Annotated in this window: 16 protein-coding genes; 8 read left to right on the top strand and 8 right to left on the bottom strand. The window is 72.6% G+C overall.

Going from position 1 to position 14672, the window contains the following annotated elements:
• Positions 1–170: 170 nt before the first annotated feature.
• The 4 genes from ACSDG8_RS29605 to ACSDG8_RS29620 all read right to left on the bottom strand — a co-directional run bounded on the left by ACSDG8_RS29605 (position 171) and on the right by ACSDG8_RS29620 (position 2615).
• Complete coding sequence (locus ACSDG8_RS29605; protein WP_043323386.1) at positions 171–401, bottom strand: DUF2188 domain-containing protein; 231 nt, start codon at positions 399–401, stop codon at positions 171–173.
• Between the two features lie 86 nt (positions 402–487).
• Positions 488–1867, bottom strand: a complete 1380-nt coding sequence (locus ACSDG8_RS29610) for an MBL fold metallo-hydrolase (protein WP_210895282.1) — start codon at positions 1865–1867, stop codon at positions 488–490.
• A gap of 38 nt (positions 1868–1905) precedes the next feature.
• On the bottom strand, positions 1906–2250 hold the full coding sequence (locus ACSDG8_RS29615; RefSeq protein ID WP_210895325.1) for a rhodanese-like domain-containing protein: 345 nt from the start codon (positions 2248–2250) through the stop codon (positions 1906–1908).
• Positions 2251–2300: 50 nt separating this feature from the next.
• Entirely contained in the window at positions 2301–2615 is a 315-nt protein-coding gene (locus ACSDG8_RS29620) for a rhodanese-like domain-containing protein (protein WP_210895281.1), read from the bottom strand.
• A 186-nt stretch (positions 2616–2801) separates the two neighbouring features.
• On the opposite strand from ACSDG8_RS29620, the gene ACSDG8_RS29625 reads away from it, so the two are divergent.
• The gene (locus tag ACSDG8_RS29625) at positions 2802–3455 is read left to right on the top strand and encodes a class I SAM-dependent methyltransferase (RefSeq protein ID WP_210895280.1); all 654 of its coding nucleotides are present in this window, start codon (positions 2802–2804) and stop codon (positions 3453–3455) included.
• A 4-nt stretch (positions 3456–3459) separates the two neighbouring features.
• On the opposite strand, the gene ACSDG8_RS29630 is transcribed toward ACSDG8_RS29625, so the two are convergent.
• Both ACSDG8_RS29630 and ACSDG8_RS29635 read right to left on the bottom strand, forming a co-directional pair.
• Complete coding sequence (locus tag ACSDG8_RS29630) at positions 3460–4662, bottom strand: sugar efflux transporter (RefSeq protein WP_247678700.1); 1203 nt, start codon at positions 4660–4662, stop codon at positions 3460–3462.
• 57 nt (positions 4663–4719) lie between these two features.
• Entirely contained in the window at positions 4720–6294 is a 1575-nt protein-coding gene (locus ACSDG8_RS29635) for an FMN-binding glutamate synthase family protein (RefSeq protein WP_210895279.1), read from the bottom strand.
• A gap of 40 nt (positions 6295–6334) precedes the next feature.
• Between ACSDG8_RS29635 and ACSDG8_RS29640 the strand changes: the two genes are divergently transcribed.
• From ACSDG8_RS29640 to ACSDG8_RS29655, 4 genes are all read left to right on the top strand, one after another.
• Positions 6335–6943, top strand: coding sequence for an RNA polymerase sigma factor (locus ACSDG8_RS29640; protein WP_210895278.1), 609 nt, complete (start codon positions 6335–6337; stop codon positions 6941–6943).
• The gene (locus ACSDG8_RS29645; RefSeq protein ID WP_210895277.1) at positions 6936–7649 is read left to right on the top strand and encodes a hypothetical protein; all 714 of its coding nucleotides are present in this window, start codon (positions 6936–6938) and stop codon (positions 7647–7649) included. The genes ACSDG8_RS29640 and ACSDG8_RS29645 overlap by 8 nt, the downstream gene beginning before the upstream one ends.
• 68 nt (positions 7650–7717) lie before the next feature.
• Entirely contained in the window at positions 7718–8248 is a 531-nt protein-coding gene (locus ACSDG8_RS29650) for a hypothetical protein (protein ID WP_210895276.1), read from the top strand.
• A 37-nt stretch (positions 8249–8285) separates the two neighbouring features.
• Positions 8286–8846, top strand: a complete 561-nt coding sequence (locus ACSDG8_RS29655) for a DUF5872 domain-containing protein (protein ID WP_210895275.1) — start codon at positions 8286–8288, stop codon at positions 8844–8846.
• Positions 8847–8920: 74 nt separating this feature from the next.
• Here the strand turns inward: ACSDG8_RS29655 and ACSDG8_RS29660 are convergent, their stop codons facing one another.
• Both ACSDG8_RS29660 and ACSDG8_RS29665 read right to left on the bottom strand, forming a co-directional pair.
• Positions 8921–10114, bottom strand: coding sequence for an endo-1,4-beta-xylanase (locus ACSDG8_RS29660; RefSeq protein ID WP_439427457.1), 1194 nt, complete (start codon positions 10112–10114; stop codon positions 8921–8923).
• A gap of 221 nt (positions 10115–10335) precedes the next feature.
• A complete protein-coding gene (locus tag ACSDG8_RS29665; protein ID WP_210895273.1) occupies positions 10336–11340 on the bottom strand; it encodes a LacI family DNA-binding transcriptional regulator in 1005 nt (334 codons plus the stop codon).
• Positions 11341–11475: 135 nt separating this feature from the next.
• Here ACSDG8_RS29665 and ACSDG8_RS29670 point away from each other — a divergent pair, with 135 nt between their 5' ends.
• Genes ACSDG8_RS29670 through ACSDG8_RS29680 form a run of 3 tightly spaced genes read left to right on the top strand, consistent with a single transcriptional unit; the run spans position 11476 to position 14644 of the window.
• A complete protein-coding gene (locus tag ACSDG8_RS29670; RefSeq protein ID WP_439427458.1) occupies positions 11476–12786 on the top strand; it encodes an ABC transporter substrate-binding protein in 1311 nt (436 codons plus the stop codon).
• Positions 12783–13781 carry a carbohydrate ABC transporter permease gene (locus ACSDG8_RS29675; protein ID WP_210895271.1) on the top strand — a complete coding sequence of 333 codons (999 nt, stop codon included), beginning with the start codon at positions 12783–12785 and terminating at the stop codon, positions 13779–13781. Before ACSDG8_RS29670 ends, ACSDG8_RS29675 begins: the two co-directional genes overlap by 4 nt.
• Complete coding sequence (locus tag ACSDG8_RS29680; protein WP_439427459.1) at positions 13778–14644, top strand: carbohydrate ABC transporter permease; 867 nt, start codon at positions 13778–13780, stop codon at positions 14642–14644. Before ACSDG8_RS29675 ends, ACSDG8_RS29680 begins: the two co-directional genes overlap by 4 nt.
• Positions 14645–14672: the final 28 nt, after the last annotated feature.

A 14672-nucleotide genomic window follows, 5' to 3' on the forward strand; every position in this document is an offset into this window, starting at 1 on the left:
ACCCTTCCGCCTGTGCGCGGGCGGCGCCATGTCGTAACGGCCGAAGCCTGAGCGGGAGCCGTTGTAGGAACCGAACAAAACTTTTTAGCCAGCCACTCACTACCCGCCGGTACGCGCTACGGCGCCGGACCCGTGCGGGTCCGGCGCCGTGACGTGCGTGCGGTGCGGGCTCAGCCCGGGATGTCCCGGGGGTCGCGCTCGCGGGGGTACGTGTTCTTCTCGCCGATGGTGCCGTCCTGCTTCTTGATCACGTGCTCGGTGCCGCGCTCGACCGCCATCTCCCGGCCGGCCGCCTCCGCCTCCGCCTTGGTGTCGTGGCGGCTGCTCGCGCGCTCGTTGCCCTCCGGGCGGTTCTTCCACTGCCCGTCCTGCTGGTAGGTGTCGATGTCGCCCTTCGCCATGCCGTCAGCTCCCTCGGTCGCGTGACTGATGACAAATGTCTGCCCATGCGAGGGGAGTGCTAATCCTGGCGGCCCGGACCTGTGCCTCAGGCGGCGGCGTGCAGGCCCTCCCAGGCGCCGTACCCGCCGAGCAGGTCGGACACGTCGTCGTGACCGGCGGCGCGCAGCAGGCTGGCGGCGACCGAGGAGCGGTAGCCGCCGGCGCAGTGCACGACGACGGGCCGGCCGGCGGGCACCTCGCCGAGACGGTGGGTCAGCTCGGCCAGCGGGATGTGCCGGGAGCCGTCCACCGCGCCCTGCTCCCGCTCACCGGCGTTGCGGACGTCCAGCACCACCGGCGCGTCCGGACGCTCCAGCGCCGCGCGCAGCTCCGTGGCGGTGACCCGGCTGGCCCGGGTCATCTCGGCGGCCATCTCCAGGAAGGCCGTCTCCGGCTCCCGGAGGTAGCCGATCACCCGGTCGAAGCCGATCCGGGCGAGGCGGACGACGATCTCCTCCTCCCGGTCCTGCGGGGCCACCACGAGCACCGGCCGGTCGGGCGCGACCACGCTGCCGGCGGTCTCGGCGAACCGGCCGTCGGCCGGGACGTTGAGCGCGCCACGCAGGTGCCCGGTGGCGTACTCCTGCGGGTCGCGGGCGTCGACCACGACGGCGCCGTCGGCCCGGGCGGCCAGGAACTCGGCCGGGGTGAGCGATCGGGCCGGGCGGGCGTGGTCGAAAAGCTCGCGCGCCTTGCGGTTGAGCACCGCGTCGAAGGCGAAGTAGCCGGGCGCGGCCGGCTGCCCGCCGGTGACCAGGGCGAGGAAACGCTCCTCGCTCATCGGCGCGCAGGCGTAGTTGGTGCGGCGCTGTTCGCCGATCGTGGACTGCCGTTCGGTGGACAGGTTCTTGCCGCAGGCCGAGCCGGCGCCGTGGGCGGGGAAGACACGCACCTCGTCGGGCAGGCCCATCAGCTTGCGCTGCACGCTGTCGTAGAGCATGCTGCCCAGTTCCTCGGCGGTCACGCCGAACGAGGCGAGCAGGTCGGGGCGGCCCACGTCGCCGATGAACAGCGCGTCGCCGGTCAGCACCCCGTACGGGACGGCGTCGTCGGCGCGCTCGTAGACCAGAATGCTGATCAACTCCGGCGTGTGGCCCGGGGTCTCCATGATCTCCAGGGTCACGTCGCCGAGGCTGATCCGTTCGCCGTCGGTGAGCTTGCGGCTCGGGTACTCGGTCTCGGCCCGGTGCCCGTAGCCGATCCACGCGCCGGTCGCGGCGGCCACCTCGAGGTGCCCGGCGAGGAAGTCGGCGTGGAAGTGGGTGTTGACGACGCCCTCGATCGTCAGGCCGTGCGCCTTCGCGTCGGTGAGGTACTCGTCGATGTCCCGGCGCGGGTCGACGAGCACGGCGCGGCCGGTGCGGTCGTCGGCGATCAGGTACGAGGCCTGGGACAGGCAGTCGAGGTAGTACTGGGTGAACAGCATGGGACGCACTCCTTCTCCTGGGTGGTGGCGGGGTCTGCTCAGGCCACGTTGCCCGGCCTGCCGCCCTTTGCTCGTACCGCCAGCCCGGCGCTCGCCCACGCGCGCATGCCGCCGGTCAGGTCGTGCACCTCGTGGCCCGCCGCGGCGAGCAGCTTGGCCGCCCGCCGTGACCGCGCGCCGGAGCGGCAGAGGGTCACCACGGGCCGGTTCGCCGGCACCTCGGACAGCCGGTCGGCGAGCTGGCCGAGCGGGATGTGCCGGGCGCCCGGTGCGTGTCCGGCGCGCCACTCGGCGGGCTCGCGGACGTCGAGCAGCAGCGCGCCCGCGCCGGACAGCGCCGCCGCCTCCGCCGGGGTGACCCGGGCGACGCGGGGCCCGAGCAGGCGGCGCAGGAAGCCGGCGCGCGGAGCGGGCGCCGTCTCCGGCCGGCCGGTCACGGCCGGCTGCCGGCGGTCACCGGGCGACCGGAGCGGACCCAGGCCGACGTGCCGCCAGCCACCGACAGGGCGGTGACGCCGGCACGTTCGAGCAGCTCCGCGCCGACCCGGCTGCGCCCGCCGGCCTCGCAGATCACGTAGACGGGGCCGGTGCGGGGCACCTGCGGCATCTGGGCGGGCAGGTGACCCAGCGGCACACACCGGGCACCCGGGACGTGTCCGCCGAGGTACTCGGCGGTCTCCCGGACGTCGATGACCGTCGCCCCGTCGGCGTGGGCGGTGGCGAACGCGGTGAGGTCGACCTCGCGCATGGGCGTTCTCCTTCCGGATCATTATACCCCCGGGGGTATCTGTCATCGACGGTAACGCGGGATCCGCCGCACGCCAACCCCCTAGCTGTCGTTTGCCGGAACGGCAAGGTTCCTTGCTGCCGGGCGGCCGGCGGCGCACGATGGTGGGACCCGGGCGGCCAGACGCCCGGCGGCGAGGAGGCGAACATGACGGGGCACCATCACCACGAGCACCCGGCGGCGGACACCGACCCGGCCCGGTTCTGGGACGAGCGGTACGGACAACGGGACCGGATCTGGAGCGGCCGGGTCAACCCGGTCCTGGCCGAGGTAGCCGAAGCGTTGCCCCCGGGCACCGTGCTCGACCTGGGCAGCGGCGAGGGCGGCGACGCGGTGTGGCTGGCGTCGCGGGGCTGGCAGGTCACCGCCGTGGACATCTCGTCCGTCGCGCTGGAGCGGCTCACCGTGGAGGCTGAGCGGGCCGGCGTGGCCGACCGGATCACCACCGTCCGGCACGACCTCACCGAGGGCTTCCCGCCCGGCCGGTACGACCTGGTGTCCGCGCAGTTCTTCCAGTCGCCGCTGGTCCTGCCCCGGGAGAAGGTGCTGCCCCCGGCGGCCGAGGCGGTCGCGCCCGGCGGCCGGCTGCTCGTCGTCGAGCACGGCGCGCCGCCGCCCTGGGCCGGGCCCGACACCGGCCACCACCGGTTCGCCAGCCCGGAGGAGATCCTGGCTGCGATGGACCTCGACCCGGACGGCTGGGACACCGAGCGGCTGGGCGCGGCGCGCCGCACCGCCACCGGCCCGGACGGCCAGACCGGTGAGCTGATCGACCACGTGGTGCTGGTGCGGCGCCGCTGACCGGTCAGGCCCGCGCGGAGGGCCGGGTCAGCAGCAGCACCAGCAGCCCGGCCGCGCACAGCCCGGTGCTCATGCCGTACGCCCACCGGTAGCCGATCTGCGCGGAGAGCCCGAGCAGCGGCCCGGAGAGCATGGCGCCGATCGGGAACGTGTTGGTGAACAGCGTGGTGGCCCGGCCCGGCTCGCCCGGCAGCAGATCCTGCACGTAGGCGATGCCGACGCCGGACACCGCGGCGATGAACAGCGCGTTCACCGGCTGCGCGAACAGCAGGACCGGCACGCTCGGCGCCAGCGCGGCGGTCGCGTAGTAGACGACCCCGCACGCGCCGCCGACCAGGATCAGCGGCCGCAGCCGGACCCGCGCGGTCAGCGCGCCCAGCCCGAGTATCAGCGGGATCTCCAGCGCCGCGCACAGGCCCAGCACCAGCCCGGCGCGGGAGGGGTCGTCGTTCAGCTCGGTGTCGATGAACAGCGGCATCGCCTGCACGCCGACCGTCAGCGGGCACTGGAGCAGGACGAACGTGAGCGCCGTCAGCGCCAGCCGCAGCCGGGACGCGCCGGGTGGGCCGGGCGCGGCGCCGTCCGGATCGGCCGCTACCGGCCGCGCCGGCAGCGGCAGCTCCTCCAGCCGGAACGCGGCCACCAGCGCGGCCAGCGCGTACATGACGGCGGCCATGCCGTAGACCAGGCGGAAGCCGCCGACGCCGAGCAGCACCGCGGCCAGCGCCGGCCCGGCCACCCAGGCCAGCGAGAACACGGTACGCATGAGGCTGACGCCGAACGCTGCCCGCGCCGGATCGTCCCTGTCGAACAGCGCCCGGGTGTACGCGAACGACTGCGGGAACAGCGAGTTCGCCAGTGCCATGGCGGTCGCGGTCAGCCCCAGCAGGATCCAGTAGTCGCGGACGAACGCGGTCGTCCCCGCGCCCACCACGCCGGCCAGCGCGGCGCCGACCAGCAGCGCGCGCCGGATCGGCAGGCGATCCGACAGCCGGCCGACCAGCGCGGAGGCGACCACCCCGGACAGCGGGGCGACGACCAGGAACACGGTCACCCGTACCGGACCGGCGTGGACCTCCCGGTCGAGGAACAGCGACAGGAACGGCAGCACCACGGCGGTGGACAGACCGACGGTCAGGAACACCACACCCAGCGGGAGCAGCCGGAAGCGACCGGCGCGCACCGCCGGCCTGGTGTCCACAGCCATGCGGCGGACTGTACGCCGCGACGGCGCGGCGGCCGACCGGATTTCCCGCGGTCTGGATCAGCCGACGGCGGTGGGGGAGGGCGGCGCGCTGCCGCCCTGCGGCGCCTCGGCCGTCATCAGCCGCACGATCTCCGTCCGGTCGGCGGCCGACGGCATTCCCCACTCCGGCCGGTAGCCGAATGCCCGGTCCAGCGGGATCGACGAGGTCCGGCCGTCGAGGATCTCGACGGAGTCGGTGCCGATCAGCCCGGGGTGCTCGACGCCGCACGCCTCGGCCACCTTGACCAGGTCGCGGCGCAGCGTGCGGATGTAGTTCGCGGCCCGCACCGACTTGCGGGCCGGGTCCAGGCCCCGGGCCAGCCAGGCGTTCTGCGTGGCGACGCCGGTCGGGCAGGTGTCGGTGTGGCACTTCTGCGCCTGGATGCAGCCGATCGCCAGCATCGCCTCCCGCCCGACGTTGACCATGTCGGCGCCGAGCGCGAACGCCACCACGGCGTTGTCCGGCAGGCCGAGCTTGCCGGCGCCGACGAACACCACCTTCTCGTGCAGGTCGCGTTCGGCGAAGGTGCGATAGACGCGGGAGAAGCCCTGCTGGAACGGCAGCGACACCGAGTCGCTGAAGATCAGCGGCGCGGCGCCGGTGCCGCCCTCGCCGCCGTCGACGGTCACGAAGTCCACGCCCCGGCCGGTGTCGCGCATCAGCGTGGTCAGCTCCTCCCAGAACCCGAGGTCGCCGACCGCGGACTTGATGCCGACCGGCAGGCCGGTCTCGGCGGCGAGCAGCTCCACCCAGTCCAGCAGGCTGTCGCAGTCGGAGAACTCGGCGTGCCGGGACGGGCTGACGCAGTCGCGTCCGGCCGGGATGCCCCGGGTGGCGGCGATCTCGGCGGAGACCTTCGCCGCCGGCAGCAGGCCGCCCAGGCTCGGTTTCGCGCCCTGGCTGAGCTTGATCTCCAGCGCGCGTACCGGCGCCGACGCCACCAGCTCCTTGAGCCGTTCCAGGCTGAACCGGCCCTGCTCGTCGCGGCAGCCGAAGTAGGCGGTGCCGAGCTGGAAGACCAGCTCACCGCCGTTGCGGTGGTACGGCGACAGCCCGCCCTCGCCGGTGTTGTGCAGGCATCCGGCCAGCGCGGCGCCCCGGTTGAGCGCCTCCACCGCGTTGCCGGACAGCGAGCCGAAGCTCATCCCGGAGATGTTGACCACCGACTGGGGGCGGAACGCGCGCGCCCGGCCGCGCGCCGCGCCGAGCACCTTGGCGCAGGGCAACGTCACGTCGTGCCCGGCGGTCGGCGCCGACGGCGGCACCGCCCGCCCGAACGTACGGTGCTTGATGATCGGATAGCCGGAGGTGTGCTCGATGTCGTTGTCGGTGCCGAAACCGAAGTAGTTGTTCTCCTGCTTGGCCGAGGCGTACACCCAGCGCCGCTGGTCGCGGGTGAACGGCCGCTCCTCGTCGTTGCCGGCCACGATGTACTGCCGCAGCTCCGGGCCGATCGACTCGATCAGGTACCGGGCCCGGCCCAGCACCGGGAAGTTGCGGCGCAGCGCGTGGTCGCGTTGCAGCAGGTCCCGCGCCGCCAGCGCGGCGACGGCGGCGACGGCTGCGGGTACGGCTCTTCTCGCCCAGCTCATCCCGCCACTCTTTCCGGCACGGTCACCGGTCAAACGCCCGATGGAACCCGGCCGCCCCGGGCGGTGTCATGGAAGCGGACCGACGGCGGAGGCTGCCCTGGACGACGACGAGCTCGTCACCCGCGTACGCGCCGGCGACCGGGAGGCGTACGACGTCCTGGTCGCCCGGCACACCGCGTCCGCGTACCGGACGGCCGTGCTGCTGGGCGCCGGGCCGGACGCCGAGGACGTGGTGCAGGAAGCGTTCGTGAAGGCGTACCGGAAGTTGTCCCGGTACCGGCGCGAGGCGTCGTTCCGGTCCTGGCTGCTCGCGATCGTCGCCAACGAGACCCGGAACCTGCACCGTACGCGCAGCCGGCGCGACGGCCTGGTGTTGCGCGCGGCGGCGGCGGACCCGGTCGTGGCCGGCGGCGCCGACGGGCTCGACGCGGTGCTGGCGGCCGAGCGCCGGGCCGAGCTGGTGGGGGCGCTGCGGCGGCTGCCCGCACGCGACCGTGAGGTGATCGTCTGCCGCTACCTGCTGGACCTCGGCGAGGACGAGACGGTGACGGTGCTGGGCCTGCCCCGGGGCACCGTGAAGTCGCGGACCCACCGGGCGCTGGCGAAGCTGCGTGCCCTGCTGGACCGGGAGGTGGCGCGCCGTGGATGACCTGGAGCGGGAGCTGCGTGACCTGGCCGGCCGGCTGGAGCCGGCGCGCACGCCGGACGTCACCGCGCGGGTCCGCGCCCGGCTGGACGCGCCCGCGCCGCGCCGCCGCCGGCGGTACGTGCTGGCCGCCGCGCTCGCCGCGCTGCTCGTGGCGGCGCTGCCGCCGGGCCGGGCCGCGCTCGCCGACGCGGTCACCGGGCTGCTGCGGTTCTCCGGCGTCGTCGTCGACTCCGCGCCCGCCCCGCCGCTGCCCGGCACGCCCTCGCCGCTGCCCGCGCAGCGTCACGTCGCCCTGGCCGAGGCGCAACGCCAGGTCCGCTTCCCGATCCGGGTGCCGTCTCGCCTCGGCGTGCCGGAACGGGTGCTGGTGGCCGACCCGGACGGCACCGGTGGCCACCGGGTCGTCAGCCTGCTCTACCGGGGCGGAACGGTGCGGCTGGACGCGTTCGACGGCTCGCTCGACATCGTGTTCCACAAGCGGTCCCTCGGGGCGGACGTGACGCTCACCCAGGTCGGCGGCGAGTTCGCGGTCTGGGTGGGCGGGCCGCACGCGCTGGCGTACGTGGACCGGTCGGGGACGGAACGGGTGGCCACCGCGCGGTTGTCCGCCGCCACGCTGATCTGGGAGCAGGCCGGGGTGAGCTACCGGCTGGAGGGCGACCTGACCCGCGAGCAGGCGCTGGACGTCGCGTCCTCACTGGAGTGAGCGCGGCGGGAACCTCGGCGCGCCGGGCGGTGTCGCAGATGACGAGAGTCGTCGACGGGGGAGGGCGGATGTCCGTTCCGAGAAGAGTTCTGCTGGCGCCGGTCCTGCTGCTGGCCGGTTGCACCGGCCCGGCCACGGTCCCGGCCGCCGCCCCGGCAACCGCCCCAGCCACGGTTCCGGCCACCGGCCCGTCCGTGCCGGCGGCCTGCGCCGAACGGGTGCAGACCGGCCGGCTGCCGGACTGGGCGGACGCCGGGTTCACCGGCGACACGAGGATGCGGCACGTCTTCGGCGCGCGGGGCGACATTGTGGCGATCCTGTTCGCGTACCCGCTCGTGCACGCCCGCGGCGACGGCGCGAACAACAAGATCCTCTGGGTGGCCCGCCCCGAGGCCGGCCGGTCCGAACCGGCGCCACGTACGCCTCTGGTCATCACCGCGACGCGGGACGGGACCGACGCCCCGGTCGTCCGCGAGGTGGCGGGCGGGCCCGGGCCGTCCATCGTCGACCTGCCGGCCGCCGGGTGCTGGCGGCTGCGGCTGGAGTGGTCGGGCCGCACCGACACGATGGATCTGGTCTACCGGCCGGCGTCCGGCTGACCGGCATGGCCGCCGCCGGGCCGGGTAACGCTGCGTCATGGCGAAGTACACCGAGCCGGAGCTGCGGGAGCGCCTGAAGGCCGAGATCCGCGCCTCCGACAAGGGCGGACGGCCGGGGCAGTGGTCGGCCCGCAAGTCGCAGCTGCTGACGAACGAGTACAAGAAGGCCGGCGGGGGATTCGAGGGCCCGAAGGACGCGCGGCAGCGCTCCCTGCAACGCTGGGGTGGCGAACAGTGGCAGACCCGCAGCGGTGACACGCGCGCCCGCAACGGCGGCGAGACCCGTCGTTACCTGCCCAAACAGGCGTGGGAGGAGCTGTCGGAGTCCGAGCGGCGCGACACCGACACCCGCAAGCGCCGCGCGTCGCGATCCGGCCGCCAGTACGTGCCGAACCCCGGCCCGGCCAAGCGGGCCCGCCGGGACGCCACCGCCGCCGAGCAGCTCGGCGAGTTGCCGGTGACCGAGGCGGTCAAGCTGATCCGCGGCCTCGACACCCGCCAGCTCGACGCGGCGCTGCGCCGGGAACGGCGCGGCAAGGCCCGCAAGACGCTCATCGCTCGGCTGGAGTCGGAACTGGGCCGCCGCCGCGCGGCGTGAGCGCGGACGCGGCCGCGCCACCACAGGCGGCGGGGCCGGTCGACGGACCGGCCCCGCCGTGGTGCGCCCGTCGCCTAACGGCGCGGGTGCTGGGGGATGCGCGGGAGCACGTAGGGCGGACCGGAGAAGATCAGGTCGGCCTTGAGCTCGTGGTAGGCGCGCTTCGGCTGGTAGTTCTCGTCGTACACGGTGGCCAGGCCCTCCGGCGGGTCGGAGAACGCGCCGGGCACCCAGGAGTGCTTGTCGGTGAAGCCCCAGAGGGTGAACGACAGGCAGTGCCGCTCGGCCAGGCAGGCCTGCATCAGCACGCTGAAGTTCGCCGCGGACGCCTGCAGGCGCGGGTTGATCTCCGCGGAGTCCCCGGCTTCCACCCCCTCGGTGATCTGGCTGCGCACGTCCACCTCGGTGAGGGCCGTGGCCAGCCCCAGCCCGGCGAACTTGCGCAGGGCCGCGGCCACCTGGAGCGTGCTGAAGTTGCCGTACTGGGTGCCCAGGTGGCCCTGCGCGCCCACGCCGTCGATCGGCACACCCTTGGCCCGCAGCTCACGGACCATGTTGTAGACGAACTGCGTCTTGTCGTCGGCCGGGTTGCCGGAGCCGAACGCCTCGATGTTGTAGTCGTTGTAGAACAGCAGCGCCTTCGGGTCGGCGGCGCGGGCCCAGCGGAACGCGTCGGCGAGGTAGCCGGGCCCGAGGTTCTGCGCCCAGAACCCCTTGTAGTGCAGGGTGGACGGGGTGTCCCAGGGGTCGCTGACCGCCTCGTTCACCACGTCCCACTGCCAGATCTTGCCCTTGAAGTGGGTGACCACGGCGGTGATGTGGTTGCGCAGGATCTGGCGCAGCTCGGCCTTGCTGATCGAGCCGTCCGCGACGCCGCTGGTCAGCCACGCCGGCAGCTGGTTGTGCCAGACCAGCACGTGGCCGCGGACCCGCTGGTTGTTCTTGCGGGCGAACTCGATCAGCTCGTCGGCCGGGCCCCAGTTGTAGGTGCCCCGGGTGGGCTCCAGGCTCTCCCACTTCATCACGTTCTCGGCGGTGACGGTGGAGAACTCGGACGCGGCCAGCTCGCGGTACCGCGGCTCGCCGGGGTCGTTGAGGGCCGCCATGTCCACCGCGGTGCCCACGTACAGGCCGTGGCGCTTGGCCAGCTCGCGCAGGCTCTGCGCGGCCGGGTCGTACGGGCGTCCCGCCGTCGCGGGGACGACGTTGAGGGCGGTGGCGGTCACGACGGCGACCGCGCCGGCGGCGAGCCAGCGTCTCAGCTTCATCTCGTTCCTTCCGGGAGGTGCGCTCGGCCCGAGGGCCGGCGGTGGCGGTGCCGGGGCCGCCGCGGCGTGGAACGGAGCGGCGGGTGCCCGGGCGGGCGGTGCGGCTTCCGAAAACTTCCGGAGAATCTTCCGGAAGTAGCCCGAAACCTTACGGACCTCGATAGCCGCCCGTCAATCACCGTTCGGGAGGGAGCGCCCGGCCGGGCCGGACGTGGAGCGCGTCAGCGCAGGGGCCGGCAGGAGGCCCGGACGACCAGCTCGGTGGGGAGCTGGATGTGGGTGTCCCGCTCGACGCCGGCGATCAGGTCGATCAGCAGCCGCAGGGACTCGGCGCCCATGCGTTGCAGCGGTTGCCGGATCGTGGTGAGTGGAGGGTCGACGAGTGCCGACTCGGGGATGTTGTCGAAGCCGATGACCGACAGGTCGTCCGGTACGCGCAGGCCGAGGCCGCGGGCGACGTCCAGCGTGGAGATCGCCGACAGGTCGTTGCCGGCGAAGATCGCGGTCGGCCGGTCGGGGAGCGCGAGCAGCTCGGCGGCCGTGCCGGCGGCGGTCTCGGTGCGGAAGCCGCCCACCCGGACCAGCCGCTCGTCCACGGGTGCGCCCGCGTCGGCCATCGCCTTGCGGAACCCGGCCTCACGCAGGCGGGCCGACTCCAGGTCGGGGCGGCCGCTGATGTGCGCGATCCGGCGGTGGCCCAGCGACAGCAGGTAGTCGGTGGCCAGCACGGCGCCGGCGAAGTTGTCGGAGTCGACAGTGGGCAGGCCGGACGGGCCGGTGTGCGGGTCGACCGCGACCACGTGGAAGCCGTGCTTGGTCTCGACCACCGTCGGCGTCACGATCACCGCGCCGTCGATCAGCGTGCCGGAGAGCCGCGCCAGCGAGCGCCGCTCCCAGCCGATGGCCGCGCCCTCGCCGTCGCCGCTGGAGTAGGCGAGCAGTTGGTAGCCGCTGCCGGCGACCTCGCGGGACGCGCCCTTGAGCAGCTCGGTGGAGAACGGCTCGAACTCGGCGACCAGGATGCCCAGCACGTTCGTGCGGTGGCTGCGCAGGCTCTGCGCCCCCAGGCTGGCCTCGTAGCCGAGTTCGTGGATCACCTGCTGGACGCGCTCGACGGTGGCCTGCGCGACGCCGTACCGACCATTGACAACCTTCGATACAGTTGCCACCGAGACGCCGGCCGTACGTGCCACGTCCGACATCTTGACGCGCTGCGGGAACACCACGCCGACGATGATAGAGGGCCCTTCCGGGTGGATCGAAGACGATGTCGAAAACGTTATCGATACCGATTGACTTCACGTTACGGCCCTGTAAAACTCCCCGGCAGGTAACCCGGCTAAGTGGTCGAGGAGACATCTATGGCGATGAAGCGCCGTGCTGGTGCCGTCCTGGCACTGTTTGTGACAAGCGCTCTGCTGGCCTCCGCGTGCACCAGCGGTGGCGACGACGAGAAGGCCGCCGAGAGCGAGCTGTACAAGAACCCGGTGACGCTGACCTGGTGGCACAACGCCTCGCAGGACGGCCCCGGCAAGACGTACTGGGAGAAGGTCGCCAAGGACTTCTCCGCGGCCCACCCGACCGTCAAGATCGAGATCGAGGCGATCGAGACGAACCAGCTCCAGCGCACCCGGCTCCCCGCCGCGCTGCTGAGCAACGACCCGCCGGACATCTTCCAGGCGTGGGGCGGCGGCGAGATGCGCGAGCAGGTCGAGGCCGACTACCTCAAGGACGTCACCGACCAGGTGAAGAACGAGGTGGCCGACATCGGCAGCGCCGCCGAGATCTGGCAGGTGGACGGCAAGCAGTACGGCCTGCCGTTCCGGATGGGCATCGAGGGCATCTGGTACAACAAGGACATGTTCGCGAGGGCGGGCATCTCGGCGCCGCCGACCACCTTCGAGGAACTCAACGCCGCGGTCACCAAGCTCAAGGCCATCAACGTCGTCCCGATCGCCCTGGGCGCCGGTGACAAGTGGCCGGCCGCGCACTGGTGGTACAACTTCGCGCTGCGGGCCTGCTCGGTCGACACGCTGAAGAAGGCAACGAAGGACCGGACCTTCGACGACCCGTGTTTCGTCAAGGCCGGTCAGGACCTGAAGGCCTTCATCGACACCAAGCCGTTCCAGAACAACTTCATCGCCACCCCGGGCCAGAACGACCCGACCAGCGCCAACGGTCTGCTCGCCAACGGCAAGGCCGCGATGGAGCTGATGGGCGACTGGAACCGTGGCACGCTGGACACCGTCGCCACGGACAAGGCGGCCCTGGGCAAGTTCCTCGGCTGGTTCCCGGTGCCGGCGATCTCCGGCTCCGCCGGTGACCCGAAGGCGGCCCTCGGCGGCGGCGACGGCTTCTCCTGCGCCAAGAACGCCCCGGCCGAGTGCGTCGAGTTCCTCAAGTACATCGTCAGCCCCGAGGTGCAGAAGGGCTACGCCGCCACCGGCACCGGCCTGCCGGTCGCCAAGGGCGCTGCCGACGGCGTCACCGACCCGGCGCTGAAGTCCATCCTGGAGGCCACCTCCTCAGCCACCTACGTGCAGCTCTGGCTGGACACGGCCTTCGGCAGCACCGTCGGCACCGCGATGAACGACGCGATCGTCGCGATCTTCGCCGGCAACGGGACACCTGAGAAGGTCGTCTCGGCCATGAAGGCGGCCGCAAGCAAGTGACGTCCGCATCGCAGACCCGTACGCCCGCCGACGGCGCTCTCGCGCCGCCGGCGGGCCTCCGGCCCGGCGCACGAGCCGCCTCACGCCGCGCCGAGACCCGCCGCAAGTGGTACGAGATCATCGGGCTGACCACGCCGGCCGTCCTCGTCTACGTGCTGTTCGTGCTGGTACCGATGGGCTTCGCGTTCTACTACAGCCTGTTCCGCTGGCGCGGGGTCGGGCCGCCCACCGAGTACGTCGGCTTCCGCAACTACACGCTCGCGTTCCAGGACCCGATCTTCCTCGACGCGCTGCGCAACAACGCCATCATCGTCTTCGGGTCGCTGCTCATCCAGGGCCCCGTCGCGCTCGGCATCGCCCTGCTGCTCAACCGCCGCTTCCGCGGGCGCTCCGCGTTCCGCCTCCTGGTCTTCGTGCCCTACGTGCTCGCCGAGGTCACCGTCGGCATCATGTGGAAGCTGATCCTGACCGAGAACGGCACGCTGGACGCGCTGCTGCAGTCGATCGGGATGGGCGGCCTCGTGCAGGCGTGGCTGGCCGACCTCGACGTGGTCATCTGGACGCTGCTGTTCGTCCTCACCTGGAAGTACGTCGGCTTCGCCATCATCCTGCTGCTCGCCGGCCTGTCTAACGTGCCGCCCGAACTGAACGAGGCCGCCGAGATCGACGGCGCGAGCTGGTGGCAGATCCAGCGTCACGTCACGTTGCCGCTGCTCGGCCCCACCATCAGGATCTGGATGTTCCTGTCGATGATCGGCTCGTTGCAGGTCTTCGACATGATCTGGGTGACCTCGGTGCCCGCGGTGCGCTCCCTCGGCGCCTCCGCCACCATGGCCACGTACATGGTGGACAACGGCTTCTTCGCCCGGCTCTGGGGCTACGGCAACGCGGTCGCCGTGATCCTGTTCGTCATCTCCTTCGTCGCGGCGCTGCTGTTCCAGCGGTTCCTGCTCCGTCGTGACATCGAGGGCGCCATCACCCGGAAGGGGAAGTGACAGTGGCCGTGAACCCCGTACCCGCCCCCTCGGCCGGGCGCCGCCCGGTGCAGTGGAGCTCGCCGCTGACGTACGCGATCGCGCTCGCGGTCGCGGCCGTGTCGATCGCCCCGGTCGTCTACGTCGTCGTCGGTGGTTTCCGGACCACGCCGCAGATCGTGAACGATCCCGCCGGCCTGCCCGACCCGTGGGTCTGGGACAACTACTACCGGGTGCTGACGCAGAGCGACTTCTGGCGGCAGGCGTTCAACAGCGCCGTGGTCGCGCTCGGCACCACGCTCGGCGTGGTGGTGCTCGGCATGGCCGCCGCGTTCGTGCTCGCCCGTTACTCGTTCCGGGGCCGCGAAGGGCTGTACACCTTCTTCACGCTCGGCCTGCTCTTCCCGGCCGGGGCGGCGATCCTGCCGCTCTACCTCCTGCTGCGTGACCTGAGCCTGATCAACTCCTACTACGCGGTGATCCTGCCGCAGGTGGCGTTCTCGCTGCCGCTCACCATCGTCATCCTGCGGCCGTTCCTGTCGGCCATCCCGCGGGAGCTGGAGGACGCGGCCGCCATCGACGGCGCCGGCCGGCTGGGCTTCCTCTGGCGGATCGTGCTGCCGCTGTCGCGGCCCGCGGTCGTCACCGTCGGCATCCTCGCGTTCGTGGCGAGCTGGAACGCGTTCCTCCTGCCGCTGCTCGTCCTCGGGGACGTCAACCTGCACACCCTGCCGCTGGGCGTGCAGAACTTCTCCAGCCAGTACACCACCGACACCGCCGGCGTCCTCGCCTTCACGTCGCTGGCGATGTTGCCGGCGCTGCTGTTCTTCACCCTGGCGGAGAAGCAGATCGTCGGGGGCCTCCAGGGCGCGGTCAAGGGCTGAGCGGCAGCGGTACCAGCACAACCAGTGG

It is taken from the genome of Micromonospora sp. LA-10, from assembly GCF_051853095.1.
Lineage (GTDB): Bacteria > Actinomycetota > Actinomycetes > Mycobacteriales > Micromonosporaceae > Micromonospora > Micromonospora echinospora_A.

Excerpts from the sequence above, each read along its gene's own strand:
- ACSDG8_RS29635 (WP_210895279.1), bottom strand. The coding sequence starts at position 6,294 with ATGAGCTGGGCGAGAAGAGCCGTACCCGCAGCCGTCGCCGCCGTCGCC.
- ACSDG8_RS29650 (WP_210895276.1), top strand. The coding sequence starts at position 7,718 with ATGTCCGTTCCGAGAAGAGTTCTGCTGGCGCCGGTCCTGCTGCTGGCC.
- ACSDG8_RS29630 (WP_247678700.1), bottom strand. The coding sequence starts at position 4,662 with ATGGCTGTGGACACCAGGCCGGCGGTGCGCGCCGGTCGCTTCCGGCTG.
- ACSDG8_RS29670 (WP_439427458.1), top strand. The coding sequence starts at position 11,476 with ATGGCGATGAAGCGCCGTGCTGGTGCCGTCCTGGCACTGTTTGTGACA.
- ACSDG8_RS29640 (WP_210895278.1), top strand. The coding sequence starts at position 6,335 with ATGGAACCCGGCCGCCCCGGGCGGTGTCATGGAAGCGGACCGACGGCG.
- ACSDG8_RS29605 (WP_043323386.1), bottom strand. The coding sequence starts at position 401 with ATGGCGAAGGGCGACATCGACACCTACCAGCAGGACGGGCAGTGGAAG.
- ACSDG8_RS29610 (WP_210895282.1), bottom strand. The coding sequence starts at position 1,867 with ATGCTGTTCACCCAGTACTACCTCGACTGCCTGTCCCAGGCCTCGTAC.
- ACSDG8_RS29620 (WP_210895281.1), bottom strand. The coding sequence starts at position 2,615 with ATGCGCGAGGTCGACCTCACCGCGTTCGCCACCGCCCACGCCGACGGG.
- ACSDG8_RS29625 (WP_210895280.1), top strand. The coding sequence starts at position 2,802 with ATGACGGGGCACCATCACCACGAGCACCCGGCGGCGGACACCGACCCG.
- ACSDG8_RS29655 (WP_210895275.1), top strand. The coding sequence starts at position 8,286 with ATGGCGAAGTACACCGAGCCGGAGCTGCGGGAGCGCCTGAAGGCCGAG.
- ACSDG8_RS29660 (WP_439427457.1), bottom strand. The coding sequence starts at position 10,114 with ATGAAGCTGAGACGCTGGCTCGCCGCCGGCGCGGTCGCCGTCGTGACC.